Below are 26,194 nucleotides of genomic sequence, written 5' to 3'. Positions count from 1 at the left end.
AGAAGGGTATGGTCACAGTACGTGAGCAGTTACCTGGACGACTGACTGAGTTGTCTGAGGAAACGACTGTAGAACATGCCGCTGAAGCGCAACTTGGTTTAGCAACTTGGCTAGACCGTGCGCGGATTATTTTAGACGGTGCAGAACTTAAAAAATTAGAAGAAGTCGCTCTTAGTGTTTTAAAAAAAGAACTGACTTCTGATCACCATCATAAAACCAATACCTTCGCGACTGGCTTAGGTATGGCAGATATTTTGGCTCACCTACATGTTGATGAAGATACTTTGTCAGCAGCGATGCTTTATCGTAGTGTGCGTGAGGGCATGACGTCGCTTGAGGAGATTCGTAAAAGCTTTGGTGAAAGTGTCTACAATTTGGTGAAAGGCACTTTGGCAATGGGTAAGTTGTCAGAGCTGATCGAAAAAAATAAACGTTTAGAAGATCACTTCAATAATAATCAGCGTGAACATTTAACTGGGATTTACAAGATGTTGATCTCAGTAACAGAGGATGTTCGCGTTGTATTAATCAAGTTGGCTGAGCGTACGCTGGCTTTGCGTGAGTTGGCAAACTCTCCAAAAGAGCGTCAAGAGCGTGTCGCACGAGAAATTTTGACCATTTACTCGCCCTTGGCGCATCGTCTTGGTATCGCGCAGTTAAAATGGGAACTTGAAGATCTTGCGTTCCGTTATTTAGCACCAGAGCGCTATAAAGAAATTGCATCTTTACTCAATGAAAAACGCTTAGAGCGCGAACAATATATTCAATTCGTGGTCGATAAGCTGAAAAGTGAGTTATTGAAGCATGGCATTGAGGCTGAAATCTCAGGTCGTGTGAAACACATTTATTCGATTTATCGAAAAATGAAAAGTAAGAACTTAAGTTTCGATCAGCTATATGACATTCGAGCTGTTCGTGTACTGGTTCAGAATGTATCTGAGTGTTATCACGCTTTGGGGATCGTACATCAAATCTGGCGTCATATTCCCCATCAGTTTGATGATTACATCACTAACCCAAAAGCCAATGGCTACCGTTCTTTACATACTGCAGTGATTGCTGAAAATAAATCTTTAGAGATACAAATCAGAACCACTGAAATGCATGAAGAAGCTGAGTTAGGCGTTTGTTCTCATTTCAATTATAAAGAAGGTGCGAAAACTACAGATTATTCATTTAATCATCGTTTGCACTCTTTACGTTCCGTGCTTGAACATTATCAAGAACGAAATGAAGCAGGTGCGCATCCGAATGAAGACGAAACTGAAAATTTCAATCAGCTTCAAGATTTTGAAGATTTTGAAAAAATTTATGTTTTTAGTCGTGATGGTGACATTAAAGAATTACCGCGTAATTCAACCGTTTTAGATTTTGCATATCATGTGCATACTGAGGTTGGTAATAAGTGTTATGCAGCACGTGTGAACCAACGTTATGTGCCACTGACTTATACATTAAAAACAGGTGAACAAGTCGAGATTCTGACCAAGAAAGATCGTGAGCCAAATCGTGATTGGTTGGTGAACTCTTTAGGTTATATCAAGACAGCACGTGCAAGAGACAAGTTGCGCCATTGGTTCAGACAGCAAGACCGTAGTAAGAACTTAGAAGTCGGTCGAGAGATTCTCACCAAGGAATTATCACGTCTTGCAATTCACCCAAAAAGTATTGATTTGAGTGATTATTGTGCTCACTTTAACGTTAAAACAGGTGAGGACATTCTTGTATCCTTGGTGAGTGGAGATATCAGTCTTCATGCATTGATTAATCAAGTCAATCGTCATATGCACTTGGATCAAGATGAGCCTGAGTTAGTGCTGAAGCCAGCATTAAATCCACGGGCGAGTCATACATTATCAGCGCATGGGATTCTGATTGACGGTTTGGATAATGTTGAACTACATATTGCACAATGTTGTCAGCCTGTTCATGGTGAGTCGATTGCTGGATATATCACACTCAATCGTGGCGTGAGTATTCATAAGGTGGCTTGTCCGGATTATGTGCGTATGATCAGCCAAGAACCTGAACGCGCTGTTGAAGCAGATTGGGAAATGCAACCGACAAGAGGACAGAGTGTCCAAATTGTGGTTGAGGCTTATGATCGTCGAGGACTGCTGAAGGATCTAACCCAAGTGATTTTTTCAGATCAGATTAATATTCGCCAAGTGAATACTATTTCGGAAGCGGATGGTATTGCCAATATGAAACTATTGATTGAGGTCAAAGGTTTGGCTCAATTGTCTCGCTTGTTGGCTCGATTGGAACAGCAACCAGGCATCATTAGCGCAAGACGTTTGGTTCAAGGAAATTAAAAAAAAGCCTGCTTTAGCAGGCTTTTTTATGACTGATCACTCAAATAGAGTTAAATCAGATTTTGCATTTTTTAGAACCTTGATAGATTCCAATATTATCGATGTTTGCTTGCGATGCAGCTTTGATCTGTTGCTGTAATGGAATATTTGCAGCATCAGAAGTATCGCTTTCACCCGCTACAGAGTTTGCAACTTGCCCCATTTTTGTTGCTTTTTCTGAGTTGCCACCGAAAGTAGATAATGCATTACCTGCCATACCCGCCCATTTGCTCAATGATTTAGCTGGCGTTTGGGTTGCAGCAGCTGCAATATTTTTATCAGCATTTTCTAAGTTACGCTTAGCATTGGCTTTTTCAACAGCTAGTGTTGCACAATCCATTGCCTTGAGTTCAGCAGTTGAGTGTTGTTTCGTTGGTAGTTCACCCGAAGCTTGAGCAAGAGTCGTTGTTAAAGCAGTAGCGATAGCTAAAGTTAAAATTTTTTTCATTATATATTCTCATTTGTAACGCATTGTTATAAATGCCCCTGTTGGGGCGAGAGAATATTACACAAATGTGACTAATTTGTCATTTCTTTTTACTTAATATTAAATTTGTCACTCTATTGATCAATTGAGGACTGAATCTTGACAGGTGATACATCAGTTCAGTTTTGATGCCAACAGTATGGTGAGTCACGGTTAAGTGATGGTTTTTTAAACGTGCGACACGGTAAATTTCCTGAGCAACGTCTTGGGCGCTGAGACTGACTCCTATATTTTGAATCGTACCCGCATCCATGCCTTTTACCATGGCAGTCTGAACAAATAATGGCATGATGTCTAATACGCGTATTCCATATTTTTGCCATTCAACATCAAGACCTTCTGTAATGCCGCGAACAGCAAATTTACTTGCTGAATAGGACACTAAATCAGCTTGACCATAGATAGCAGAAGCAGAGGACATATTGATGATACGTGCGTGGGAGGCCTGTTTTAAGAAAGGGAGCGCAGCATGACAGCCATTGAGAACGCCGTTAACATTGATATTAAATGTTCGATGATGCGATGAGATATCTGTATTTTCGAATGCCCCTGAATATAAGATGCCAGCATTATTTAATAATATATTTATTTCACCAGCCCATTCGTTGAACTCAGTTAAAGCACTTTGCCATTGGTCGTATTGGGAAACATCTAGCAAACCCGCTTTAGCATTTGGCCCTAAAGATCGAGCCAATTGTTCAGCTTGTTCGAGATTGATGTCATAAATACCGACTTTATAACCTTGCTGATAGAATAGTTTTGCGGTAGCTGCGCCAATCCCTTGAGCCGCGCCACTGATAAAAATGCTAGATGTCATCGAAAATCCTTGTTGTTTTACATCATTTTATGTTCCTAGTTGAGCATAAGATTGTTCATTGAATCAACAATATCTTTAAACTCATCATTCACTAGAGATCAACTTTCATGGAAAAACTTTTAAATATCATGCAAGAGCTTCGTGCGAAATGTCCATGGGATCAAAAACAAACGCCTGAAAGCTTGACTCGCTATGCGATTGAAGAGGCTTATGAGGTAGAAGAAGCAGTTCGATCACAAAATACAGCGCATGTAAAAGAGGAATTGGGAGATCTTCTGCTGCAAGTTGTATTTCAATCGCAAATGTATAGTGAGCAAGGAGCATTTAATTTTCATGATGTGGTGGAAACACTGTGCGACAAGTTGATTCGAAGACATCCTCATGTCTTTCAATCGGCTCAGTTTGAACAACTGAATGAACAGCAGGTGAGTGAACTTTGGCAAAAAATTAAGGCTGAAGAGAAAAAAGACAAAACTAAATCACGTTTAGATGAAATTAAAGCGGGTCCTGCCTTAGATCAAGCCGAGCAAATTCAAAAAAATGTAGCTCAGATTGGATTTGATTTCGAAAATGTTGAGCAAGCGTATGAAAAGTTAGATGAAGAGTTATCTGAATTGAGAGAGGCGCTCAACCATCAAAATTCCGACGAAATACAAGAGGAGTTTGGAGATTGTTTATTTTCTTTAATCAATGTTGGACGTAAAATCGGCATTTCAAGTGAGATGGCTCTACTTGGAACCATCCACAAATTTAAACAACGTTTTTCATACATTGAGTTGCAGGCAAAAAATAGAAATACGCCCATTGAGAATATGAGTCTCAAAGAAATGGACCAATTGTGGGATCAGGCAAAAGTGTATCTAAAGCAACATAACAATAAAATTCAGGTTCAACATGAATAGCATCATTTCTTTTCTTCTTCTGATATTTACTGCATGTGTGAGTTTAATCAGTTCGGCATATCCACAACAGTTTGATCAATCTTACTTAAAATGGAAAGCAGAGCAAGAAGCTCATGATCAACGACTTAACCGGCAAAGTGCGAACCATTATTTATCTCGACCAGCCGTAAATACATCATCAAAGCAAGCAGCTGGTGGTGTCGGGCAATCAACTAAAGTTCGTCTTAATACGGCTTCAATGGTTGAACTACAAATGATTAAAGGAGTGGGTGAGAAGAAAGCTGCTGCAATTATTGAGTATCGGCAAAAGCATGGCAGTTTTAAGTCAGTAGATGAACTTCAAAATGTCAAAGGAATAGGTCCAAAGTTTATCGAAAAGAATCGCAACCAGTTAGCCCTCTAACACATTTTTATAGAGATCAAATGGCACTAAGGGGTGTTGAAATTTAATCAATTTTGACGGTGAATCTTGGAGAATAAAATTGCCCTTTGATTGTGTTAGAGCTATGATTAGCACAATTATGATTTTACGTTCTGACGTAGGAGACAGCGTCTTTTGCAAACTTTGCACGCGTCAAAGTGCGGTTTATCCACTGCACAATTACCTTCTTCCATTTTAGATGTTATTGATTCTTTAACTAAAGCCGGCTATGAAGCCTATATCGTCGGTGGTGGTGTCCGTGATTTGATGCTTGGACTTGCCCCTAAAGATTTCGATGCTGTAACCAATGCGACACCTTCACAAATTAAAGAAGTATTTGGTCGTCGTTGCCGAATTATTGGTCGTCGTTTTGAGTTGGCTCATGTCTATTCTGGTCGTGAATTAATTGAAGTGGCCACTTTCCGAGCTCCTCCTAAAAAAGCAGTGACTTCTGCTGCAGGGATGATTCTAAGAGATAATAATTGGGGCTCAATTGAAGAAGATTTTGCTCGTCGAGATTTCTCAATCAATGCGATGTATTACCAACCGCGTAAGGGTATCGTTCTTGATTTCTGTAACGCTATTGATGATATAAAAACAAAAACATTGCGTTTATTGGGTGATCCAAAGTTACGTTTTGAAGAAGATCCAGTTCGTATGTTACGAACACTAAGATTTGCTGCGAAACTTAACTTTAAAATTGATCCTGCAATTTTAGACGTATTTACACCTGAAGCAACCTTGCTTTTACGTGATGTATCACCACATCGTTTATATGATGAATCTCAAAAGTTATTCACAATGGGGCATTTGAATCGTGTGCTCCCAATGTTGATTGAGTTTGGAATCTGGAAACAATTATTTGCAGATATCCCTCCTCATATTGATGCATTCATTGAACGTGCAGCGAAAAATACAGATCAGCGAATTCAAATTGGTAAAACGATCAACCCTGCATTTTTCTATGCGGTATTGTTGTGGAAACCATTCCTTGAGCGTTGTGATTTTTATATGCACAAAGGTGTTGTGGCAGCTGAAGCACGTGCTCAAGCTGGCTTAGATGTGCTGAAGCGCCAAGCGACACGCACGATTATCCCGCGTTTTGCAGAAACATTTATTCGTGAAGTTTGGGAAATGCAAACTCGTTTGTTGAACCCAAAACCTCAGCAAATTGAAGCACTCTCAGGTCATGCTCGTTTTAGAGCAGGTTTTGACTTTATGTTGCTGCGTGAAAAGTCTGGAGATCAGACGACCAATGGCATGGGTCAATGGTGGGATGCTTATCAGTTGATGTCTTTGGACGAAAAAGAGCGTGTGATTGCGCAGTACAATCGTCAACGGACTAAATCACGACGTAAAGTTGCCGTGACCGAAGATGTTGCGGAAACAAAGCCTCAGCAGATTGAACCGCTAGTTAAAGAAACGGAGTCACGTAGCCGCCGCAGTCGTAAGGCCGCTTCAGCGAATGAGCGAAGAACAGAGCAAAATGCGAGTATCGCTTTGGATAATGGTATTGCAGCTGATCATCCTATTTTGAAGCGTAAACGTGTCAAACGCGATTTAAATACAGTGGTGTTTGGTCCTATCCAATGACAGTACGAACATATATTGGACTGGGAAGTAATTTAGGTGATTCTCAGCAGTTGATGGCAGAAGCCTATACGAAACTGGCAAAGCTGGGTGTGGTGAAAGCATCAAGGCTTTATCATAGTCCACCTATGGGTCCTCAAGACCAACCACATTACCACAATGCGGTCGTTCGTTTAGATACGAGTCTAACGGCGCTTGAATTATTAGATGAATTACAAAAAATAGAAAATGAAGCAGGGCGGGTGCGTTTACGTCGTTGGGGTGAACGCACACTCGATTTAGATCTATTGTTATATGGTGATCAAACGATTCAAAATGATCGCTTAACTGTTCCGCATATCGGGATATTTGAGCGAGATTTTGTCATACTGCCGTTATTAGATCTGGATGTCGAATTAGAAATTCATGGACAGAAAATTCGAGAAACGAATATTGCAAAACACAGCCAATTGGATGTTTTAGCAGATTCATCTTGGATCAATATTTAAACTTTAAAATGTTCTAAGGAACTGTGTTAGAGGACATCTTATGATCAGTCTGAGCGATTTAAGACAATTCAAACAGCAAGGTCGAAAATTTTCATGTCTGACTTGTTATGACGCCAGTATGGCGAAGGCAATGGAAATTGCTGAAATAGATACCATTTTAATTGGTGATTCGCTTGGGATGACTATTCAAGGCCATGATTCAACGTTGCCTGTGAATGTGGAAGATATGGTCTATCACACCTCAGTTGTACGTCGTGGAAATAACCATGCTTTCATCTTAACTGATCTGCCTTTTATGAGTTATGCCACACTCAATGATGCACTAGTAAACTCGAAAAAAGTGATGCAAGCTGGCGCACAAATGGTCAAGCTTGAAGGTGGTGCTTGGCTTGCTGAAACGGTAGAAGTATTGACTCGCAATGGTATTCCAGTGTGTGTCCATCTTGGACTAACGCCACAATCCGTTCATGTATTTGGTGGCTATAAATTACAAGCCAAAACGCGTGAAGCTGCGGATCAGCTGATTGCTGATTGTAAAGCCGTTGTTGAGGCTGGGGCTGCAGTGTTATTGCTAGAGTGTGTACCTGCACAATTGGGTCAAGAAATTACAGAACTATTTCCGCATGTACCTGTGATTGGTATTGGTGCTGGAGCACAAACCGATGGTCAAGTTCTGGTTGTTCAAGATATGCTGGGATTAAACTTCGGTCGTGTTGCACGTTTTGTACGTAATTTTATGAAAGAACAGTCTGGTGAAACGGCCATTCTTGATGCAATCAAATCGTATCATGTTGCTGTACTAGATCAATCTTTCCCTGCTAAAGAACATACGTTCCAAGTTGAGCTTTAATCATGAAAACTGAAACAACAATCCATGGTTTAACCGCATCACTTCATGCTGCTCGTCAAGCACGAAAGACTATTGGTTTTGTCCCGACCATGGGGAATCTACATCAAGGTCACTTAAATTTAGTACGTGAAGCACGTAAATTATGTGATGTGGTTGTGGTCAGTATTTTTGTGAATCCGATTCAATTTGGCCCAAATGAAGATTATGACAGTTACCCACGCACACTTGATCAAGACAGTCAGTTGTTGGCTGAAGAGGGTTGTGACATTATTTTTGCACCTTCAGTTGAGCAAATGTATGGCAGTCAACCTCGCTTAACAAACATTAGTGTCGGTCAAATTACCAATGATTTATGTGGTGCTCAACGTCCGGGGCACTTTGATGGTGTTGCGGTAGTGGTAACGAAGTTATTTAATATCGTACAACCACATTTTGCATTTTTTGGTCAAAAAGACTACCAGCAGTTGGCTGTGATTAAGACAATGGTACGTGACTTGAACATGCCGATTGAAATTATTGGTGTGCCAATTGCACGTGCTGAAGATGGTTTGGCATTAAGTTCACGTAATGGTTATCTTTCAGCTGAACATCGTCAAATTGCACCAGTCATTTATCAATCTTTAAAAACTGCTGAAACAAATTTAAAACAAGGTCAAGCGCTTACAGAGGTTCTTGCTGAGATAAAATCAACTTTAAGTGATGCTGGCTTTGTCGTGGATTATGTTGAAGCACGTAATCCAATGTTGCAGGCAGTAGAGCAATTTGACCAAGATATTGTGTTATTTGTTGCTGCGAAAATTGGTTCGACACGCTTGATCGACAATTTACAAATCAGTCATTAAAACAGGATTAAACTCGATGATGATCGTCAGGTGTGGTGCATGAAGCGAATTCTTATTGTTACAGGACAATCCGGTTCAGGGAAGTCATCTGCATTGCAGGTTCTCGAAGATTTAGGTTATTACTGTATCGATAATTTGCCGCTAGCATTACTTCCTGAGATCGTTGGAAAGTTAGATCAAGAAAATAATTTAGAACAATTGGCTTTAGGGGTTGATGTTCGGAGTACACGCGCTGATTTGCAAGAATTTGAGCAAGTTTATCAGCAACTGGAAAAACATGGTGAGGTTGAGGTGATTTATCTCACCACTAAAGATCAAGAGTTAATTGCTCGTTTTAGTGCCTCGCGTCGACCTCATCCACTGGCGAATCGTTTTAAAAGTCTGAATGAGTGCATTCAGGAAGAGAAACAATTACTGTTGCCGATTCAATTAAGAGCAACTGTACAGATTGATACATCAGATAAAAGTGTCCATGATCTTAAAGATACATTATTATCCCGCTTAGGGCAGGTAGATAACTTAATTGTTATTTTACAGTCTTTTGGATATAAGCATGGTATTCCGTTGGATGCTGATTTTATTTTTGATGTGCGGCATTTACCCAATCCACATTGGGATTTAGAGCTTAGAAAATATTCGGGTTTAGATGAGCCCATTGAAAAATTCCTGACATCATTTGACCAAGTGAATATGATGTTTGAGGATTTAAAGCAATTTTTAGAGAAGTGGTTGCCTGCCTTTGCAGAAGGGCATCGCCATTACATTACGGTTTCGATTGGATGTACAGGTGGTCAGCACCGCTCTGTATTTATTGTGGATAGACTCAAAAAGGCGCTTGAGGCACAATGGTCTATTCAGGTCTTGCATAGAGAAATGAAGCACTGGTCATGATTGACACAACTGTTGACGTAATTAACAAATTAGGATTACATGCGCGTGCGTCAGGCAAGCTCATTGAGGTCACTACCAAATTTCGAAGTTCGATTAAAATTGGTAAGGGCGATAAATTAGTCGATGCCAAAAATATTATGTCTTTGCTCATGCTCGGTGCAGGCAAAGGAACTACATTAAGACTAGTGATTGAAGGGGCAGATGAAGAGAAAGCTTTGTCCGAAGTTCAAGCATTATTCGCAGCAAAATTTTACGAGGCTGAATAATCGTGGCACGTCGATCGCAACGTTTTACTGAAGATGATTTTGAGTCTTTAGAAGGACGTGCAAGTAAAACTGAACAAAAGAAAGCTGTACAACGTATGGCTGCTTTAGGGGCTCAACTTGCTGAGTTACCCAAAAAAAAGATTGAAAGCCTTCCTGTGGAAGAGCGCTTAATTGAAGCTTTATTGGATGTTCAATTGATAACATCAGGTGAGGCTCGTCGTCGTCAATTTTTGCGTATTGGTAAATTATTACGCAATGAAGACGAGAGCATGATCTTATCTTATTTGACACCTCAACAAGGGGCGAAAAAGACAGCACAATTGCACCGCTGGGTCGATCGTATGATTGCACAAGGTGAGCCTGTTATTAAAGAATTTATGAAGACTTACAATGCTGCAGAGCATCATGCAATACGTCAGCATTTACTTCGTATTGAACGTGATATTCAAAAAAACTTAGGTGAGGATGCTGTTGCACAATCTAAGTTAAATTTGCTGAATTACGTTCAGCAAGTTGCACTTATCTCTGATCGTTAATGGTCAAAAAAAAGGTCTGATGTTTCAGACCTTTTTTATTTCTTAGATGCTTAATATTTAGAATGCAGCACGATCTTTTGCCCAATCTCGCAACACAAACTTTTGCAGTTTACCTGTTGAAGTTTTAGGGATTTCAGTAATCACTACGTCTTTAGGTACCTTGAATCGAGCAAGATGTTGTTTGCAGTATTCAATGATTTCTTCAGGTGTAGCTTGTTGCCCTTGCTTCAATTCAATAAATGCGCATGGAACTTCTTGCCAACGTGGATCAGGTTTTGCAACAACTGCAGCTGTCAGCACGGCAGGGTGTTGATAAAGTACTTCTTCCACTTCAAGTGAAGAAATATTTTCACCACCAGAAATAATCACATCTTTCGAGCGATCTGTGATTTTGGCATAACCATCAGGCTGGCATACGGCAAGATCGCCAGTATGGAACCATCCACCAGCAAATGCTTCAGCGGTGGCTTCAGGATTCTTCAAGTACCCTTTCATGACAATGTTGCCACGGAACATAATTTCCCCCATGGTCTGACCATCATTCGGTACAGGCAGCATCGTTTCAGGATCTAGTACTTTCATCCCATCTTGAAGTGGATAAGGTACACCTTGACGTGAATGTAGTTGAGCTTGTTCTTGGATGCTTAAATCACTCCAGCCTGCTTGCGAAGCACATAGCGCTGATGGTCCATAGGTTTCCGTGAGACCATAGACGTGGGTAACATTGATTCCTAAATTTCGCATACCTTCAATAATGGCAGCTGGTGGCGCTGCACCAGCAACCATCACTTCAACTCGATGATTAATTTCGCGTTGTTGCTCTTTTGGTGTGTTGATCAACATGGACAATACAATTGGTGCACCGCAGAAGTAATCGACTTGATGATCCGCGATCAATTGATAGATCTGTGCTGGATCAACTTTTCGAAGACAAACATTTGTGCCACCGTTGGCGGCCATGGTCCAAGCGAAACACCATCCATTACAATGGAACAGAGGCAAAGTCCATAAATAGGTGGCACGGGGTGTCATACCACAAGCAATGATATTACTCGCTGCATTAATATAAGCCCCACGATGATGATAGACCACACCTTTTGGATTCCCAGTTGTGCCTGAGGTGTAGTTTAAGCTGATGGCATCCCATTCATCCTGTGGTAATTGCCACTCAAACTCAGGATTACCTTGTGAAAGCCAAGATTCATACTCAATTTTTCCAATACGGGGCGCTTGATCATTGAATTCATATTCAGCATCTGCAACATCGATAACATAAATGTCCTGAGGAACTTGTGCTAAAGCTTCCTGTGCTAATTCTGAGAATTCAGGGTCAACTAAAAGTACTTTTGATTCAGCATGTTCAAGCATAAATGCGAGTGTTTTTGCATCTAGGCGCGTATTTAATGTATTGAGTACAGCGCCTGCCATAGGCACTGCAAAATGCGCTTCGATCATGGCTGGAATATTTGGAAGTAATACCGACACAGTATCATTTTTTTGAATACCAAGCTTTTGCAGCTGATCGGCAAATTGACGGCAACGTTTGTACTTTTCTTTCCAGCTAATCCGGCGTGTACCATGAATAATTGCATCTTGCTGAGGGTAGATATAGGCCGCACGCTCTAAATATCTGAGTGGAGAAAGGGCAACAAAATTTGCTGGCGTTCTAGGTAGTTCGTCATACGGACTTAAATTCATTTTAGTATCCATCTTCATTTTTATAATCCTGAGTAAAAGATAAGCAAAAAATAAACGGAATACATTTATCCTTTAGTCGAGCAAACGTGACATTTTGTCAATTAGGCGAAATTTCATATTTTTTAACTTCATTTTATTTCGATTTATTCGTGAAGTTGGTGATATTTATTTGTGCTGAATAATGTAATTGATCGAGAAGTAGGGTAAATTTTAAACAGATTTTAAGTTTCAAAATCGAATAATAAAAGCAAAAGGATTTTGCATATGTATATTGTTGGTTGGGGGAAAGATGAAATTAACATCGAACCCAAAGGCTATGCCATGTTTGGCTATGGGATGTGGCATCACCGTGCCTATAAAAAAAGAACTGCGCTGTATGCGAGAACAGTGACCATTCAAAAAGATCAAGATGCCCCCTTGATATTATGTTGTCTAGATTTTGGCTGTATTACTTCAGCAATTCGAATCAATGTAATCCAACGCTTGAATGAAACGTTGAGGGATCGTTTCGATCCGCATCGTTTGGTTCTAATGGCAACGCATACCCATTCAGGTCCAGGCGGTTGTGGTTATGAAGCTCTTTATAATATGCCGACACCAGGATTTGTGCCTGAGCACCTTGATGCAGTTGTGGATGCTGTGCAATCCAGTATTCAACAGGCATTATCCAATCGCGATTTTACAGAGATTCGATTAGCGACAATTGACATTCCTGAGCAAGTCCCTGTGGCATGGAATCGCTCGATAAAAGCGTATAATCGAAATCTCGATACTGCATTCGTCGATGAATCTGAAACTTACAAAGCAATCAATCGACAAATGCAAGTCCTTGGCTTTTATCGTGGGGAAAAGCTTCATTCTCTGTTGTCACTGTTTGGTGTGCATGCGACATGTTTGGGCAATCAATTAGACGCTCACGATGGTGATAATAAAGGCTATGCCGCAACACTTTCGGAAGAGACCTTAAGTGCTGCTGGGGTGGATGGACCAGTTTGTATATTTGCACAAGCAACAGCAGGCGATGTGTCACCACACTTCCATGGAAAGAATCAGACTAAGATCAGAAAAAAGATAAAAGGAGAAGCAGAATACATCTATGCGAGAAACAATGGTCGTATACAGAGTGAGTATGCTTTAGCCGCTTTACTTGAGCAACAGAATCAAAACATCCAATATCAAGATTTGGATGCAGTACTCGAGTATGTGGATATGGCAAATACTGTGGCTGATCCAGAGTTTTCAGGTGGATATAGCAATGCGATAACAAGCCAAGCTTGTCATGGGACAGCATTTATTGCGGGCACACCAGTCGATGGTGTGGGTGCTGCAAAGCCATTGATCATGGCTATGAATTTACTTTCAAAACAATTCAAACGAAGTAAATTGAATTCAAAAGATCCAGTGGAAAGTGCTTATTATCAGAAGCTTTATCATGCTCAAGGACCCAAAAATATTATTTTTGAATCGGGTCAGCATCGGATATTAGGAAAAAAATTAGGTTCACTTCCTGGTGTTTTAGATCCACTCATTGCTGAAATGAATGCTCAAGTTCACGCCGGCGCAATTCAAGAAAGCGATTTAGTGCCACATATTGTGCCAATTCAGCTCATTCGAATCGGTCAACTTTTTTTGGTATGTGTTCCCGGAGAGTTTACAACAACTTCAGGTAAGCGCGTATTAAATACCATTCAGAAAAGTGTATTACCGACATTTCCTAACGCAAAAATTTGGTTTGCATCTTATTGTAATGACTATATGGGCTATGTCACGACATTCGAAGAATATCAAGAACAAGCCTATGAAGGTGGACACACTTTATTTGGTCAATGGACTTTGGCAGCTTTTCAAACCTATTTTAAACATTTGGCTAAACAGATTTGTTTGCCACCTGAACAACGTCAATTATCAAATTGCGTACCTAAAGCAGTACCTCAAAAAGAATTAGAGAAAAGAACCAATCGGGGAAATGTTCAAACCGCCGTTGCACAAAAGGAGTTGGCAACATGAGTAATCTGACACATCATTATTGGTCTAACTGGTCGGGATATTGCCACTCAAACCCGCAACATATCTTATATCCAGACCAATTACATGAATTACAGGATATTGTGATTCAACATCCTAAAGTTCGTGTGGTTGGTGCAGGGCACTCATTTACTCCGTTGGTAAAAACGGATGCGTCTATTATTTCTTTAGACCGATTTTCAAGTGTCTTAAATGCTGATCAGGCTAAATGCCAAGCGACGTTATGGGCAGGTACTCGACTATTCAATTTAGGCCAGCATCTTGCGCCTTATGAGCAGTCGCTTATGAATCAGGGTGATATTGATCAACAAAGTTTAGCTGGTGCTGTATCTACAGGAACACACGGGACAGGTGCAGCGCTATATTCTATTTCAGGCTATGTAGAAGATTTTGAGCTATTACAGGCAAATGGGGATTTAATCCAATGCTCAAAGACGGAGAACCCTGAAATTTTTCAGGCAGGTAGAGTATCGTTGGGATCGCTCGGGATATTAACGAAAATAACCATGCAAAACCGCCCTAGATATAAATTGAAAGAGAAAATTCATTTAGCCCCTGTAGAAGAAAGCCTTGATCAATTTCTCCAATTGATGCACCAACATCGGCATTTGGAGTATTTTATTTTCCCTTTTACAGATCAGTTAATTTTTAAAACACTTGATGTTATAGAGGGTGAGGTGAAGCCAAGAGAAACTTCTTGGCCATCTGAGGATCAACTTTTAACATGGTGTTGTGAAATTTCTAAAAAAGCCCCTTTTTTGACGAAATATCTTCAAAAATTAGTCGGTGTTTTTGTGAAGCCAACAGAATTCATTGATTGGTCGGGTGATATTTTTGCAACACCTCGGAATACCAAATTCAATGAAATGGAATATCAAATTCCAATTGAGAATGGTATTCAATGCATCAAAGAAGTGATTGCAACGTTTAGAAAATATCAAATAAATTCTTTTTTCCCTATCGAATTCCGCGTGGTCAAAGGGGACGATATTTGGCTAAGTCCTTTCTATCAGCAAGACAGTATTTCGATTTCAATCCATCAATATTATAAGCAGTCACCTCAAAAAGTATTTGATCTTATTGAGCCGATTTTTCAAAAATATCGAGGCCGTCCACACTGGGCTAAGATGCATCAACTGTCTCACCAAGAGATGCGAGCTCTTTATCCGAAATGGAATGAATTTATGCAAATCAGAGAAGCGCTCGATCCCCATCGAAAGTTTCTCAATCCCTATCTTGAAAAACTATTACTTGGGCAACAAGGATGAGAGATGAATAGTTTTTTTAATCAAATGAATGATGATTTGCGGGCACATGGTTTAGGTCAACCTATGCTCTTGATCGATGACGATGCATTAAACTTTAATATTGCTTATGTAAAACAGCAGCTAGCTTCGGCAAAGCACTTAAAACCGCGGTTAGTCGTTAAATCTTTGGCTTGTTTGCCTTTGTTAAAAAAGCTAAGTTTCGATTTAGACACCCAACACTTTATGGTATTTCATATTGATCACTTACAATTGATGTTCAATCATTTTGATCAAGCTGATTTACTCTTTGGCAAGCCGATGCCAATTCGTGCAGTAGAAAGGTTTTATCAAAACCATCACACGCCAATCAAATGCAAGATACATTGGTTAATTGATTCCTTTGCTCGTTTGCAACAATATCATGCCTTGGCTGATCAACTGGGATTTAGCTTCAATATCAATCTTGAAATTGATGTGGGATTACATCGTGGAGGCGTTCAAAATTCTGCTGAATTTATACAAATGCTCAATTATATTCAGCAGCATCAAAAAACGCTAAATTTGAGTGGTTTAATGGGCTACGATGCGCATGTTACTAAACTACCTAAGATGGTGAAGCGTCCAGAAACAGCTTATGCTGAGTCTCAACATATTTATCAAAATTATCAGCACATCTTAAAACACCAATTCCCAGATTTAAATCATGCTCAGCTGTGTTTTAACGGAGGAGGAAGTCCAACCTTTAGTTTTCACGTGAAACATAGTGTGTGTAATGATCTGTCATTTGGCTCAATGTTGCTAAAGCCCAGCGATTTTGATTCTGAACATCTTTCTTTGCTTAAACCCGCTTTATATATTGCGAGTCCCGTACTGAAAGTATTAGACGAAGTCTCATTGCCAGGGATACCTTCATTTAAAAAAATAAAATTCTTTCAGAAGCATCAAGCGGTTTTTATCTACGGTGGCTATTGGATGGGTCAATATGTTTATCCAGCAAAATCTCATCCTCATTTATTGTATGGACGAAGCACCAACCAGGAAATGATTTGTGTCGATCGTAAAATTGATATCCATCCTGATGACTATGTATTTATTCGACCGAGCCAGAGTGAGGTGGTCATCCCGCAGTTCAATCGCACGTACCTTTATCGAAAAGAAAATGAGTGGAATTCATCTGATTTGGAAACGAGTAGATTTGAACCTTGGGAAAATTTTAGAGAGTAGTGATTAAAAGAAAAAAAGGGATGAAGTTAATCATCCCTTTTTAGCATTGGTTTGAAATTTATTGGACGCCGCCGTAATGGATGCCCGTTAATTCACTGATTTCTTTTTTCCAAGTGGTTAAGTCATCCAAATTAAATTTACTTAAATGGTCATGCCCACAAGCACGCGCCATTACTTGCATCAACTCGACTGAAGCATTGAAGAAGTTGGCGAGTTGCTGTGCTGATTTTTCTATTTCGAGTCTTCGACGTAAATGATCTTTTTGTGTTGCAATACCGACAGAGCATTCATTTGTATTACACGCGCGCATTCCCAAACAACCAATTGCCTGCATGGCAGAGTTAGACACGGCAATGGCATCTGCACCCAGCGCTAAGGCTTTAATAAAATCAGCAGGGACACGTAAGCCACCTGTAATGACCAAACTAATGTCACGACGTCCTAAACGATCTAAATGACGACGTGCCCGTGCTAAAGCAGGAATGGTCGGCACTGAAATATTGTCACGGAATAATGTTGGTGCTGCACCTGTACCACCACCACGACCATCTAAAATAATGTAGTCCACACCTATCGCAATCGCAGCATCAATGTCTTTTTCGATATGCTGTGCAGACAGTTTAAAGCCAATCGGAATGCCACCTGTCTGCTCGCGTATATAGTTTGCAAACTCCTTGTACTGTGAAAGTTCAGTCCAATCCGGAAAGGTTGCGGGAGAAATCGCAGATTGTCCTTCTTCTAAACCACGTACTTCTGCAATTTTTCCGACCACTTTATGCCCGGGTAGATGTCCGCCTGTTCCTGTTTTTGCTGCCTGTCCACCTTTAAAGTGAAAAGCTTGGCACTTTTTTACTTTTTCAATGTCATAGCCAAAACGACCAGAGGCCAACTCGTAAAAATATCGTGAATTCGAGGCTTGTTCATCATCTAACATTCCACCTTCACCAGAACAGATGCCAGTACCTGCCATTTCCGCACCCATTGCCAGTGCAGTTTTTGCTTCTTGCGATAAAGCTCCAAAACTCATGTCGGAAACAAATAATGGAATATTGAGTCTCAATGGTTTTTTTGCATTTGGTCCAATAATCACTTCGCTTGCAACGGGGGCATCATCCAGTAGAGGAACTTTCCAAAGTTGAGCTGTGACTAGTTGAATATCTTCCCATTTTGGAAGTTTGTCAAAAGGCACACCCATGGCTGCGGTAGGACCATGATGACCGAAATTTTTTAGACCATTTCGAGCTAATTCTAAGATGAATCTATTGTGTGGCTCTTCAGGAGCAGGCTGAGAATCTGCGTAGAGTCCTTGATAACGATCACGGTTGAATTGCTGTGGATTTCTTTTTTCCCAAGCTTCGATTTCTTCTAAGTCAACATAGACATGATCATCATGAATCCAAGCTTTAAATTTTTGCAGATTTTTATTGAGATATCTCGGGTTAATGCCAGTTTTATAGATGTAATGAGAGCCGTGAAGGCCACATACAATTTTGTCGCCTTGAATATGGGCATCGGACATGAGTGCTCCGCGATGCTGACAACGACCATACATGACTACGACTTTTTCTTCATCATGATCTTCAAGACGAAGAACAACAAGATCCACATTGGCTGCTAAAGCATATGCGGGTTTAAGCGGCTGGAGTGTAGACCAAGCAATTAGTGGGTGAGATTTCATATGACCTGCCTAATGATTTCAGTGGGTTATATTTATTTGTTTAAAAGTATGTTGATCATCTAATAGAAAGTATAAAAGATTATTTTTCTATAATTGGGATAATATTGGTTTAAATATTAAATTGGGAATATATTTTAACTATTTTTGTCACAATTAAAACTGCTATCGCCTAATGCTCGATTAACGGTTTATTAAACAACGTGACACGTGTAAAATCTCTAGCGATTTTATTTATCCACCGTTTTTATCTTTTGAGGTTCGCCTCGATCATAATCTCGCGGTGACATGCTCCATTGTACGGGGCATCACTCCTTAAGGATTTTTTATGCCAATTATTACTTTGCCAAACGGCGATCAAAAACAATTTGATCAAGCTGTCTCTGTCATGGAAGTTGCTCAAAGCATCGGTCCAGGTCTTGCAAAAAATACGGTTGCAGGTCGTGTAAACGGCCATCTAGTTGATGCATGTGACTTAATCACTGATGATGCCACGTTGCAGATCATTACGCCTAAAGATGATGAAGGTGTTGAAATTATTCGTCACTCTTGTGCCCATTTAGTTGGTCACGCAGTGAAGCAGCTTTTCCCCGAAGCAAAGATGGTGATTGGACCTGTCATTGAAGATGGTTTCTATTACGATATCTACAGTGAAAAACCATTTACACCAGATGATATGGCTGCCATCGAAGAGCGTATGAAAAAGCTCATCGATCAAGATTATGATGTCATTAAAAAGATGACACCTCGTGATGAAGTGATCAAAGTATTCACTGAGCGTGGTGAAGATTATAAATTACGCCTCATCGAAGATATGCCAGATGAGACTCAAATGGGTCTTTATTATCATCAAGAATATGTGGATATGTGTCGTGGTCCACACGTACCAAACACTAAATTCTTAAAGTCATTTAAGTTGACGAAGATGTCAGGTGCTTACTGGCGTGGTGATGCGAAAAACGAACAACTTCAACGTATTTATGGTACGGCTTGGGCGGATAAGAAGCAGTTGGCTGCTTATATCAAACGTATTGAAGAAGCTGAAAAGCGTGACCACCGTAAAATTGGTAAAGCGCTTGATCTGTTCCACATGCAAGAAGAAGCACCAGGCATGGTGTTCTGGCATCCAAATGGCTGGACGATCTATCAAGTTTTAGAACAATACATGCGTAAAGTTCAGCAGGACAATGGTTATCAAGAGATTCGCACACCTCAGGTGGTCGATTTTAGTCTGTGGGAAAAATCAGGACATGCTGCAAACTATGCAGAAAACATGTTTACTACACATTCTGAAAACCGTAACTATGCCGTTAAACCAATGAACTGCCCATGTCATGTTCAAGTGTTTAACCAAGGTTTAAAATCTTACCGTGATTTACCAATTCGTCTTGCTGAATTTGGTTCATGTCACCGTAACGAACCATCGGGTTCATTACATGGGATTATGCGTGTTCGTGGTTTCACCCAAGATGACGCACACATTTTCTGTACAACTGAGCAAATTGGTCAAGAAGTTGCTGACTTTATCAAACTGACTTTAGATGTTTATAAAGATTTCGGTTTTGAAGAAGTGCAAATGAAACTCTCAACACGTCCAGAAAAGCGTGTAGGGGATGATAAGCTTTGGGATGTTGCTGAAAAATCTTTAGCTGACGCACTGGATGCAGCAGGTCTCGCTTGGGATTTACAACCTGGTGAGGGTGCGTTCTACGGTCCTAAAATTGAATTTTCTTTGAAAGATTGTTTAGGTCGTATCTGGCAGTGCGGTACAATCCAATGCGATTTTAACTTGCCATTACGTTTAGATGCATCTTATGTCACTGAAGACAACGATCGTGATCATCCTGTGATGCTTCATCGTGCAATTCTTGGCAGTTTTGAACGTTTTATTGGTATACTTATTGAACACTACGCTGGATTTATGCCACCATGGTTGGCACCAATTCAAGCATGTGTGATGAATATTACCGATTCTCAAGCAGATGCTTGTCAGTCAGTCGTCGCTAAATTGCAAGAAAATGGCATTCGAGCGATTTCAGACTTGAGAAATGAGAAAATCGGCTTTAAGATTCGTGAGCGTACTTTAGAGCGTATTCCATACCTATTGGTGCTTGGGGATCGAGAAGTAGAGGAAGGTACAGTGAATGTACGTACTCGCTCTGGAACAAATTTAGGTACTATGTCTATCGATGCATTCGTTGACTTAGTGAAAGTAGCCGTAGCCGAACGCGGCCGGTATATTGTGGAGTAAGAAAGATTAAACAGCCTGACCGTAACCAACAACAAGGTGCTAAAAGCAATCGTCCTGCATTAAATGATGAGATTCGTGCGAAAGAAGTGCGTCTCGTTGGCGCTGACGGAGAACAAAAAGGCATCGTTTCACTTGCTGAAGCGTTGCGTGCTGCAGAAGAAGTTGATCTTGACCTCGTTGAGATCGTTGCGAATGCAGAGCCGCCTGTTTGTAAAATCATGGATTACAACAAGCATTTATTTGATCTGAAGCAAAAGCAAAAAGATGCTAAGAAAAAGCAGCATCAAGTTCAGGTTAAAGAGATCAAGTTGCGTCCTGGTACAGACGTTGGTGATTACAATGTTAAGTTGCGTGCTATTCTGAAATTCCTTGAAGAAGGCAACAAAGTTAAAATTACTCTACGTTTTCGTGGTCGTGAGATGGCTCACCAACAATTGGGTCTTGCTCAATTACAAAAGATTGAAGCTGATGTGGCTGAAATCGGTGTAGTGGAACAAGCACCAAAAATGGAAGGCCGTCAAATGGGTATGTTACTTGGTCCTAAAAAGAAAAAGTAAAACCGATTTAGAGAAAAAGCCCTGCACATGCAGGGCTTTTTTATATGTTGATTGAAGGGATATAGGTACATCCTGAGTTAGTAAAGAGAGGAACGACTGTAGTTGGGGTATAAATCATCAGTTGAATATTTCCATCAGGCAGTACTTTAGTGAAGTCTAATAAACTTATATTTTAAACTTCTCGAATCATTTTGTGGCTTGAGTAAAAAATGTAATTATTTCGACAGGTAAACTCGTACTTATGCATAGAAAATTCTAGATGGATGGTAAAACTGAATAGGTTTAGAGTGTTTACTGTCTTGAAAGATGACCCAAAAAGGATTTTTTATATTGCACATCAGCACATCAGCACATCAGGAAATTCGTTGCTCAAAGTACCTGTAGATTTGATCTATAAAAAAAGCCGATACTTTTGCATCGGCTTTTTTTGTGACTCATTAAGTTCGATGCTTTATTCGACATGAACTGTTTTTTCAGTAGACTCTGTATTTTCTAACAGAAGTTTTTTGCCAATTGGAATTTGTCGAGGTAATTTCTCTTCTGGAATGATACGCTCTAAGTCGATCACTAATAAGCCATTTTCATAATCTGCTTGTTGAACTTCAATATGTTCATCTAAGCGAAGCGATAATTTAAATGAACGACGCGCAATTCCTTTATGAAGATATTCGGTTTGTTCAGATTGAATAGCTTCTGGTTTTCCTGTGATCGAGAGAAGCTGATTTTCAAGACTGATATTTAACTCATCTTGACTAAATCCTGCAGTAGCGACGACGATGCGATATTTATTCTCACCTTTTTTTTCAATGTTATAAGGTGGGTAGTTTGGAGCATCACTTTGCATTGCATAATCAATAAAATCGTTTAAACGATCAAAACCAATGCTACGACGAAACAATGGATGAAGATTTAAGTTACTCATGATTAAAACCTCCTGAGGTCAGCAAAGTCATAAAAATAAGAATGTTGTTCTGTCATGACTATCATCAACAGAACCAGATGATCATCATAAATCTGGCAATTTTTTATATAGGTTCAGACCGAAATTTTTCAATAATAAATTTAAAAATTTTTAAAAATATTTTATAAATAATTGATTTTTTATAACTTATAAATAAAAAATTTCTATCCTTGTTGTTTGGTTTGAAATGATTTATGGTGGATAAATCAATCAACAAAGGGCATATGGAGCCTGAACTGTAATGATCGATTTATATTATTGGGGAACACCCAACGGATTAAAAATAACAATTGCACTCGAAGAAATGGCTTTAGATTATCAAATCTATCCAATCAATATCTTAGAAAATGATCAGTTCCAAGCTGACTTTCTTACGATTTCTCCTAATAATAAAATTCCTGCGATAGTTGATCAAAATGGACCGAATAATCAAGCAATTTCGATTTTCGAATCTGGTGCAATACTGCAATATTTAGGACGTAAAACGGGACAATTCTATCCTCAGCACGAAATCGCGAGGATTCAGGTCGAACAGTGGTTGATGTGGCAAATGGGTGGTCTAGGACCGATGTTAGGTCAAAATCATCATTTCGCTAAATTTGCTAAAGAGAAAATCCCTTATGCGATCGAGCGCTACATTACAGAAACCAAAAGATTATATGGAGTGCTCAATAAGCAGTTAGTTGGGCAAGACTATGTGGCAGGTGAGTACTCTATCGCGGATATGGCAATTTTCCCTTGGTTGATGCGGCACGAGTGGCAAAGTATTCGTTTAGCAGAGTTTCCTGAAGTGGAAGCTTATATTCAACGTATCCAACAGAGACCAGCGGTACAAAAGGCGCTTGCACTACTAAAGTAGATCACGGATTTAAGTGTGATAAACTCTACATATCTAAACCACCATTCGGTGGTTTTTTTATGGAGAACTGCCATGAAGGATTTTTTTTTAAATTTTAGCAAAATTGTTGAATCTAATTCAAAAGTATACTGGGCAATTATTGCTGGTATTTTACTCTGTGTTGCTTCTTATATCGTCGAAATATTTCATGTGCAAAATATCATTGCAGCAATCGAACCAGATTCTAGGGATCAATTAAAACAGGTGATTCCAGCGACAACGAGTAAATATACGGTGCTACGTGCCATCATAGTAGTGTTAGCAATTGCTTGGTCGATAAAAGAATATCGTAAAACTCAGAAACTTCTAGCGGTGAATAAGTCCAGTAAATGAATCTGATTTTATTGTTCTTAAGTGCCTTTGGAGCCGCAACTTTATTGCCCTTACAGTCCGAAGTAATATTGTTGGGGTCATTTGCTCTAAAACAATTTTCGCCGTGGATGCTTATTTTTGTTGCAAGTGTAGCGAATGTGATGGGTTCATGCGTTAATTGGTGGTTGGGCTTAAAAATAGAGCAGTTTAAAACCAAAAAGTGGTTTCCATTTAAGTCAGATCAAATGATTCGTGCTCAACGGGCTTATCAGCAGTATGGTACATGGTCACTTCTTTTAAGTTGGGTGCCTATCATTGGTGATCCAATCACCTTAATTGCAGGAATCTTGAAAGAAAAATTCTGGAAATTTATCTTCGTGGTGGGTATAGCGAAAACAGGTCGATATCTATTTATTTACTGGGTGTATCTTGGTTTGTTCTAAATTTTCGTAGAGTAAAACTCATCAAGATTAATTTGTCTGAATCAAGATTAACGGTGCTTTTGTTTTGCGCAAAGATGCTATAGAATACTCGCTCCCTTACCTGCAGGTCGTATTGTAATGGTGCAAACGAGCCGAACAGGTGTTCAAAAGAGGTTGTTATGCCTAAGATGAAAACTCGCCGTGGTGCAGCAAAACGCTTCAAAGCGACTGCTAACGGTTTTAAGCGTAAACAAGCGTTCAAACGCCACATTTTGACCAAAAAATCTGCTAAGCGTATTCGTCAATTGCGCGGCTGTGTAATGGTTCACGTAAGTGACGTTGCTTCAGTTCGTCGTATGTGCCCGTACATCTAAGGAGATTATAAATGGCTCGTGTAAAACGTGGTGTACAGGCTCATCGCCGTCACAAAAAAATTCTTGCTCGCGCTAAAGGTTACTATGGTGCTCGTTCACGTGTTTACCGCGTAGCGTTCCAAGCGGTAATCAAAGCAGGTCAATATGCTTACCGTGACCGTCGTCAAAAGAAACGTCAATTCCGTGCTTTATGGATTGCGCGTATCAATGCTGGTGCACGTCAAAATGGTTTGTCGTACAGCCGTATGATCGATGGCTTGAAAAAAGCTCAAGTGATCATCGACCGTCGCGTACTTGCTGACATCGCTATGCATGACGCAGTTGCATTTGCTGCTTTAGCTGAAAAAGCTAAAGGCGCATTAGCTGCTTAATCATCGTAGATGAGAAAAAGACCGCTTTTTAGCGGTCTTTTTTATTTTCATTGTTTACGACCAAATAAAGCCAAGAGATTAGTATGAATAAAATTATGGTCGTCGGTACAGCAGCATCTGGGAAAACAACCTTTGCACGTAAGTTGGCTGTTCAACTGCAAGTCGATCATATTGAACTTGATAATCTCTTTTGGTTGGATAACTGGACTGAGTCATCTTCAATAGAATTTCAAGAAAAATTTATAAATCGTGTTAGGTCGATGAATAAGGGCTTCGTGATTGATGGTAATTATTCTCTGATTCAAAATTTAATCTTAAGTGAGATCGACACTGTGATGTGGTTGGATTTTTCACTACGCGTAAATCTTTATCGTGTGATTAAGAGGTCGCTATACCGTGTGATTAGCCAAAAGAAAATATGGAAAAATTCTAACAATAGAGAACATTGGGCGAAATTGTTAAGTAAAGACTCAATAATATTGTGGGTAGTCCAAACACATGGGAAAAATAGACTTAAATATTTGCAGATGATGAATGCCACTCAATATCATCATATAAAGTGGCTACATTTTCATAAAACTGAACAATTAGATGAATTTTTAAAACATCACAGTCCAAAATAGTAAGCGCAGAAACAGATTATTGCAGTGACTAAAATGAGGGCAAACACATTTGATTTACCTGTTTTAGGTGTGGGTTGGTGAGAACTGGAATCATTGTTGAAAAAGCGTTTTCCATGTTGAGTATGTGTTAAGGCTTCATCCAAAGGGGAGTGAATTTCGGGGCTTTTTAAATGAGCAGTTTTATAGTGATTTGCTACTTTAGTAATGAATTTTGCACTCAGGTCATCTAACTTTTGTTGAAATACCTTCAGTTGTTTTTCTTCCTCAAGAGATTCTTGATGATCTTGCTCCAAAAGCTTTCGTTTTTGAATCTTTAAATGTTGTTCTAGATGCATGAAACGCACTAAGGTTTCATTGGCATAAGGTGCTGCATAATCTTGTGGCAGTAATGGTAAGGCAGCTCCAGCGTTGGAGGGTGATTGATCGTCAGTACCATAAAAGATTGCGCCACGTTTAACGGATTCCACCCCTTGTGCTAATGCGCGATCGAACAGCTCATTCTCTGTGTAGTCGTGAATATCATTCCAATTAGGTGCTTGAAGATCTGCCTCAACACGTTTGATATGTTGGGTGGATAGATCAAAACGCCAAAATGTTTCAATTCGTGCAGGGAGTGTTTGGTTGTTTGGTATGTCGAAGTCTTGTTCAGAACTATACCATTCGGCAAGTTCTTTACCACAGATCCATGCTGTTTTTACATTGCGGTGATGACTGACAATGAAATGGGGATATGGTAAAAGCTCAACATTTGGATTGGGATTTTTTTCATCGATTAATAAACTTGAGTTATGTAGGCTTAAGCGTGTGACACCCTGACGTTTTAAGCTTTCTAACCAAACTTGGAAATGTTGTGCCAATAAGTGTTGCGTATTTAAATCTCGAAAAAGGAAATGGTGCTGATTAAAAATCGCATGATTTTTCCAGTGTTGAAAACTTAAATCCTGACTTAAAAACTCATTGCCGTAAGTCACGAGTGTGAGCTGTTGTTTCCAAATTTGATCTAATGCCATGACATATCTTCTCAATGATCATTGCGCATATCTTAAACTTTTTATAAATGTAATTTCCAATTTAATTCCACATCCAATTTTAACACTTGCTGATCTTCATAC

The 26,194-nt window shown here is 39.7% G+C and carries 27 protein-coding genes; 21 read left to right on the top strand and 6 right to left on the bottom strand.

All coding sequences use genetic code 11. The annotated features are described in order from the left end of the window. Nucleotides 1–8 precede the first annotated feature (8 nt). A complete protein-coding gene (locus AC1M9B_RS08965) occupies nucleotides 9–2,315 on the top strand; it encodes a RelA/SpoT family protein (RefSeq protein ID WP_035265331.1) in 2,307 nt (768 codons plus the stop codon). Nucleotides 2,316–2,370: 55 nt separating this feature from the next. Here AC1M9B_RS08965 and AC1M9B_RS08960 read toward each other — a convergent pair whose 3' ends face one another. Further along, the gene (locus tag AC1M9B_RS08960; protein ID WP_035265332.1) at nucleotides 2,371–2,802 is read right to left on the bottom strand and encodes a hypothetical protein; all 432 of its coding nucleotides are present in this window, start codon (nucleotides 2,800–2,802) and stop codon (nucleotides 2,371–2,373) included. A gap of 79 nt (nucleotides 2,803–2,881) precedes the next feature. Next, a complete protein-coding gene (locus tag AC1M9B_RS08955; protein ID WP_481608963.1) occupies nucleotides 2,882–3,658 on the bottom strand; it encodes an SDR family oxidoreductase in 777 nt (258 codons plus the stop codon). Nucleotides 3,659–3,765: 107 nt separating this feature from the next. Between AC1M9B_RS08955 and mazG the strand changes: the two genes are divergently transcribed. The 9 genes from mazG (at nucleotide 3,766) to yjgA (ending at nucleotide 10,444) form a co-directional block, all read left to right on the top strand. Continuing rightward, nucleotides 3,766–4,560: a nucleoside triphosphate pyrophosphohydrolase gene (mazG, locus tag AC1M9B_RS08950; protein WP_481587553.1), complete on the top strand. Its 795-nt coding sequence runs from the start codon at nucleotides 3,766–3,768 to the stop codon at nucleotides 4,558–4,560. Next, nucleotides 4,553–4,963, top strand: a complete 411-nt coding sequence (locus AC1M9B_RS08945) for a ComEA family DNA-binding protein (protein WP_092768325.1) — start codon at nucleotides 4,553–4,555, stop codon at nucleotides 4,961–4,963. The genes mazG and AC1M9B_RS08945 overlap by 8 nt, the downstream gene beginning before the upstream one ends. A 153-nt stretch (nucleotides 4,964–5,116) precedes the next feature. Continuing rightward, nucleotides 5,117–6,574: a polynucleotide adenylyltransferase PcnB gene (gene pcnB / locus AC1M9B_RS08940; RefSeq protein WP_481588712.1), complete on the top strand. Its 1,458-nt coding sequence runs from the start codon at nucleotides 5,117–5,119 to the stop codon at nucleotides 6,572–6,574. After that, complete coding sequence (folK, locus tag AC1M9B_RS08935) at nucleotides 6,571–7,059, top strand: 2-amino-4-hydroxy-6-hydroxymethyldihydropteridine diphosphokinase (protein ID WP_481608962.1); 489 nt, start codon at nucleotides 6,571–6,573, stop codon at nucleotides 7,057–7,059. The genes pcnB and folK overlap by 4 nt, the downstream gene beginning before the upstream one ends. A 40-nt stretch (nucleotides 7,060–7,099) precedes the next feature. Further along, nucleotides 7,100–7,909: a 3-methyl-2-oxobutanoate hydroxymethyltransferase gene (panB, locus tag AC1M9B_RS08930; protein WP_035265341.1), complete on the top strand. Its 810-nt coding sequence runs from the start codon at nucleotides 7,100–7,102 to the stop codon at nucleotides 7,907–7,909. A gap of 2 nt (nucleotides 7,910–7,911) precedes the next feature. Beyond that, complete coding sequence (panC, locus tag AC1M9B_RS08925) at nucleotides 7,912–8,751, top strand: pantoate--beta-alanine ligase (protein WP_179998617.1); 840 nt, start codon at nucleotides 7,912–7,914, stop codon at nucleotides 8,749–8,751. A 39-nt stretch (nucleotides 8,752–8,790) separates the two neighbouring features. Continuing rightward, nucleotides 8,791–9,642: an RNase adapter RapZ gene (gene rapZ, locus AC1M9B_RS08920; protein WP_035265345.1), complete on the top strand. Its 852-nt coding sequence runs from the start codon at nucleotides 8,791–8,793 to the stop codon at nucleotides 9,640–9,642. Then, nucleotides 9,639–9,908 carry an HPr family phosphocarrier protein gene (locus tag AC1M9B_RS08915; RefSeq protein WP_035265349.1) on the top strand — a complete coding sequence of 90 codons (270 nt, stop codon included), beginning with the start codon at nucleotides 9,639–9,641 and terminating at the stop codon, nucleotides 9,906–9,908. The genes rapZ and AC1M9B_RS08915 overlap by 4 nt, the downstream gene beginning before the upstream one ends. A gap of 2 nt (nucleotides 9,909–9,910) precedes the next feature. After that, nucleotides 9,911–10,444, top strand: coding sequence for a ribosome biogenesis factor YjgA (gene yjgA, locus AC1M9B_RS08910; protein WP_035265351.1), 534 nt, complete (start codon nucleotides 9,911–9,913; stop codon nucleotides 10,442–10,444). Nucleotides 10,445–10,501: 57 nt separating this feature from the next. Here yjgA and AC1M9B_RS08905 read toward each other — a convergent pair whose 3' ends face one another. After that, nucleotides 10,502–12,142, bottom strand: coding sequence for an acyl-CoA synthetase (locus tag AC1M9B_RS08905; protein WP_481608961.1), 1,641 nt, complete (start codon nucleotides 12,140–12,142; stop codon nucleotides 10,502–10,504). A 264-nt stretch (nucleotides 12,143–12,406) separates the two neighbouring features. Between AC1M9B_RS08905 and AC1M9B_RS08900 the strand changes: the two genes are divergently transcribed. From AC1M9B_RS08900 to AC1M9B_RS08890, 3 genes are read left to right on the top strand one after another with little or no spacing between them, the layout of a single operon-like run. Then, complete coding sequence (locus tag AC1M9B_RS08900; protein WP_481591531.1) at nucleotides 12,407–14,149, top strand: neutral/alkaline non-lysosomal ceramidase N-terminal domain-containing protein; 1,743 nt, start codon at nucleotides 12,407–12,409, stop codon at nucleotides 14,147–14,149. Next, nucleotides 14,146–15,435: a D-arabinono-1,4-lactone oxidase gene (locus tag AC1M9B_RS08895; protein WP_481591530.1), complete on the top strand. Its 1,290-nt coding sequence runs from the start codon at nucleotides 14,146–14,148 to the stop codon at nucleotides 15,433–15,435. Before AC1M9B_RS08900 ends, AC1M9B_RS08895 begins: the two co-directional genes overlap by 4 nt. Before the next feature lie 3 nt (nucleotides 15,436–15,438). Next, nucleotides 15,439–16,638: an alanine racemase gene (locus tag AC1M9B_RS08890; RefSeq protein ID WP_481587549.1), complete on the top strand. Its 1,200-nt coding sequence runs from the start codon at nucleotides 15,439–15,441 to the stop codon at nucleotides 16,636–16,638. A 58-nt stretch (nucleotides 16,639–16,696) separates the two neighbouring features. On the opposite strand, the gene AC1M9B_RS08885 is transcribed toward AC1M9B_RS08890, so the two are convergent. Continuing rightward, nucleotides 16,697–18,316, bottom strand: a complete 1,620-nt coding sequence (locus tag AC1M9B_RS08885; RefSeq protein ID WP_481591528.1) for a glutamate synthase-related protein — start codon at nucleotides 18,314–18,316, stop codon at nucleotides 16,697–16,699. A gap of 325 nt (nucleotides 18,317–18,641) precedes the next feature. Between AC1M9B_RS08885 and thrS the strand changes: the two genes are divergently transcribed. After that, nucleotides 18,642–20,564: a threonine--tRNA ligase gene (gene thrS / locus AC1M9B_RS08880; RefSeq protein ID WP_092768341.1), complete on the top strand. Its 1,923-nt coding sequence runs from the start codon at nucleotides 18,642–18,644 to the stop codon at nucleotides 20,562–20,564. Nucleotides 20,565–20,569: 5 nt separating this feature from the next. Then, nucleotides 20,570–21,121: a translation initiation factor IF-3 gene (gene infC, locus AC1M9B_RS08875; RefSeq protein ID WP_081403231.1), complete on the top strand. Its 552-nt coding sequence runs from the start codon at nucleotides 20,570–20,572 to the stop codon at nucleotides 21,119–21,121. Nucleotides 21,122–21,572: 451 nt separating this feature from the next. Here the strand turns inward: infC and AC1M9B_RS08870 are convergent, their stop codons facing one another. Next, complete coding sequence (locus AC1M9B_RS08870) at nucleotides 21,573–22,043, bottom strand: Hsp20 family protein (RefSeq protein ID WP_179998611.1); 471 nt, start codon at nucleotides 22,041–22,043, stop codon at nucleotides 21,573–21,575. A gap of 280 nt (nucleotides 22,044–22,323) precedes the next feature. Here AC1M9B_RS08870 and AC1M9B_RS08865 point away from each other — a divergent pair, with 280 nt between their 5' ends. The 6 genes from AC1M9B_RS08865 (at nucleotide 22,324) to AC1M9B_RS08840 (ending at nucleotide 25,082) form a co-directional block, all read left to right on the top strand. After that, nucleotides 22,324–22,941, top strand: a complete 618-nt coding sequence (locus AC1M9B_RS08865) for a glutathione S-transferase family protein (protein ID WP_481587547.1) — start codon at nucleotides 22,324–22,326, stop codon at nucleotides 22,939–22,941. A gap of 72 nt (nucleotides 22,942–23,013) precedes the next feature. Continuing rightward, nucleotides 23,014–23,313: a hypothetical protein gene (locus AC1M9B_RS08860; protein ID WP_035265366.1), complete on the top strand. Its 300-nt coding sequence runs from the start codon at nucleotides 23,014–23,016 to the stop codon at nucleotides 23,311–23,313. Next, nucleotides 23,310–23,735, top strand: a complete 426-nt coding sequence (locus AC1M9B_RS08855) for a YqaA family protein (protein WP_481608960.1) — start codon at nucleotides 23,310–23,312, stop codon at nucleotides 23,733–23,735. The genes AC1M9B_RS08860 and AC1M9B_RS08855 overlap by 4 nt, the downstream gene beginning before the upstream one ends. 158 nt (nucleotides 23,736–23,893) lie before the next feature. Continuing rightward, on the top strand, nucleotides 23,894–24,088 hold the full coding sequence (gene rpmI, locus AC1M9B_RS08850; RefSeq protein WP_004278281.1) for a 50S ribosomal protein L35: 195 nt from the start codon (nucleotides 23,894–23,896) through the stop codon (nucleotides 24,086–24,088). Between the two features lie 11 nt (nucleotides 24,089–24,099). Then, the gene (gene rplT / locus AC1M9B_RS08845) at nucleotides 24,100–24,459 is read left to right on the top strand and encodes a 50S ribosomal protein L20 (protein ID WP_004867327.1); all 360 of its coding nucleotides are present in this window, start codon (nucleotides 24,100–24,102) and stop codon (nucleotides 24,457–24,459) included. 83 nt (nucleotides 24,460–24,542) lie between these two features. Continuing rightward, the gene (locus tag AC1M9B_RS08840) at nucleotides 24,543–25,082 is read left to right on the top strand and encodes a P-loop NTPase family protein (protein WP_092768349.1); all 540 of its coding nucleotides are present in this window, start codon (nucleotides 24,543–24,545) and stop codon (nucleotides 25,080–25,082) included. Here the strand turns inward: AC1M9B_RS08840 and AC1M9B_RS08835 are convergent. Continuing rightward, entirely contained in the window at nucleotides 25,067–26,092 is a 1,026-nt protein-coding gene (locus tag AC1M9B_RS08835) for a hypothetical protein (protein ID WP_035265371.1), read from the bottom strand. The two genes, AC1M9B_RS08840 and AC1M9B_RS08835, sit on opposite strands and share 16 nt — an antisense overlap. Nucleotides 26,093–26,194: the final 102 nt, after the last annotated feature.

Source organism: Acinetobacter sp. ANC_7513 (assembly GCF_056779915.1).
This window is presented reverse-complemented; position numbering and strand designations above follow the sequence as displayed.

Excerpts from the sequence above, each read along its gene's own strand:
- AC1M9B_RS08965 (WP_035265331.1), top strand. The coding sequence starts at position 9 with ATGGTCACAGTACGTGAGCAGTTACCTGGACGACTGACTGAGTTGTCT.
- AC1M9B_RS08960 (WP_035265332.1), bottom strand. The coding sequence starts at position 2,802 with ATGAAAAAAATTTTAACTTTAGCTATCGCTACTGCTTTAACAACGACT.
- AC1M9B_RS08955 (WP_481608963.1), bottom strand. The coding sequence starts at position 3,658 with ATGACATCTAGCATTTTTATCAGTGGCGCGGCTCAAGGGATTGGCGCA.
- mazG (WP_481587553.1), top strand. The coding sequence starts at position 3,766 with ATGGAAAAACTTTTAAATATCATGCAAGAGCTTCGTGCGAAATGTCCA.
- AC1M9B_RS08945 (WP_092768325.1), top strand. The coding sequence starts at position 4,553 with ATGAATAGCATCATTTCTTTTCTTCTTCTGATATTTACTGCATGTGTG.
- folK (WP_481608962.1), top strand. The coding sequence starts at position 6,571 with ATGACAGTACGAACATATATTGGACTGGGAAGTAATTTAGGTGATTCT.
- panB (WP_035265341.1), top strand. The coding sequence starts at position 7,100 with ATGATCAGTCTGAGCGATTTAAGACAATTCAAACAGCAAGGTCGAAAA.
- panC (WP_179998617.1), top strand. The coding sequence starts at position 7,912 with ATGAAAACTGAAACAACAATCCATGGTTTAACCGCATCACTTCATGCT.
- rapZ (WP_035265345.1), top strand. The coding sequence starts at position 8,791 with ATGAAGCGAATTCTTATTGTTACAGGACAATCCGGTTCAGGGAAGTCA.
- AC1M9B_RS08915 (WP_035265349.1), top strand. The coding sequence starts at position 9,639 with ATGATTGACACAACTGTTGACGTAATTAACAAATTAGGATTACATGCG.
- AC1M9B_RS08905 (WP_481608961.1), bottom strand. The coding sequence starts at position 12,142 with ATGAATTTAAGTCCGTATGACGAACTACCTAGAACGCCAGCAAATTTT.
- AC1M9B_RS08900 (WP_481591531.1), top strand. The coding sequence starts at position 12,407 with ATGTATATTGTTGGTTGGGGGAAAGATGAAATTAACATCGAACCCAAA.
- AC1M9B_RS08895 (WP_481591530.1), top strand. The coding sequence starts at position 14,146 with ATGAGTAATCTGACACATCATTATTGGTCTAACTGGTCGGGATATTGC.
- AC1M9B_RS08890 (WP_481587549.1), top strand. The coding sequence starts at position 15,439 with ATGAATAGTTTTTTTAATCAAATGAATGATGATTTGCGGGCACATGGT.
- AC1M9B_RS08885 (WP_481591528.1), bottom strand. The coding sequence starts at position 18,316 with ATGAAATCTCACCCACTAATTGCTTGGTCTACACTCCAGCCGCTTAAA.
- thrS (WP_092768341.1), top strand. The coding sequence starts at position 18,642 with ATGCCAATTATTACTTTGCCAAACGGCGATCAAAAACAATTTGATCAA.
- AC1M9B_RS08870 (WP_179998611.1), bottom strand. The coding sequence starts at position 22,043 with ATGAGTAACTTAAATCTTCATCCATTGTTTCGTCGTAGCATTGGTTTT.
- AC1M9B_RS08865 (WP_481587547.1), top strand. The coding sequence starts at position 22,324 with ATGATCGATTTATATTATTGGGGAACACCCAACGGATTAAAAATAACA.
- AC1M9B_RS08860 (WP_035265366.1), top strand. The coding sequence starts at position 23,014 with ATGAAGGATTTTTTTTTAAATTTTAGCAAAATTGTTGAATCTAATTCA.
- AC1M9B_RS08855 (WP_481608960.1), top strand. The coding sequence starts at position 23,310 with ATGAATCTGATTTTATTGTTCTTAAGTGCCTTTGGAGCCGCAACTTTA.
- rpmI (WP_004278281.1), top strand. The coding sequence starts at position 23,894 with ATGCCTAAGATGAAAACTCGCCGTGGTGCAGCAAAACGCTTCAAAGCG.
- rplT (WP_004867327.1), top strand. The coding sequence starts at position 24,100 with ATGGCTCGTGTAAAACGTGGTGTACAGGCTCATCGCCGTCACAAAAAA.
- AC1M9B_RS08840 (WP_092768349.1), top strand. The coding sequence starts at position 24,543 with ATGAATAAAATTATGGTCGTCGGTACAGCAGCATCTGGGAAAACAACC.
- AC1M9B_RS08835 (WP_035265371.1), bottom strand. The coding sequence starts at position 26,092 with ATGGCATTAGATCAAATTTGGAAACAACAGCTCACACTCGTGACTTAC.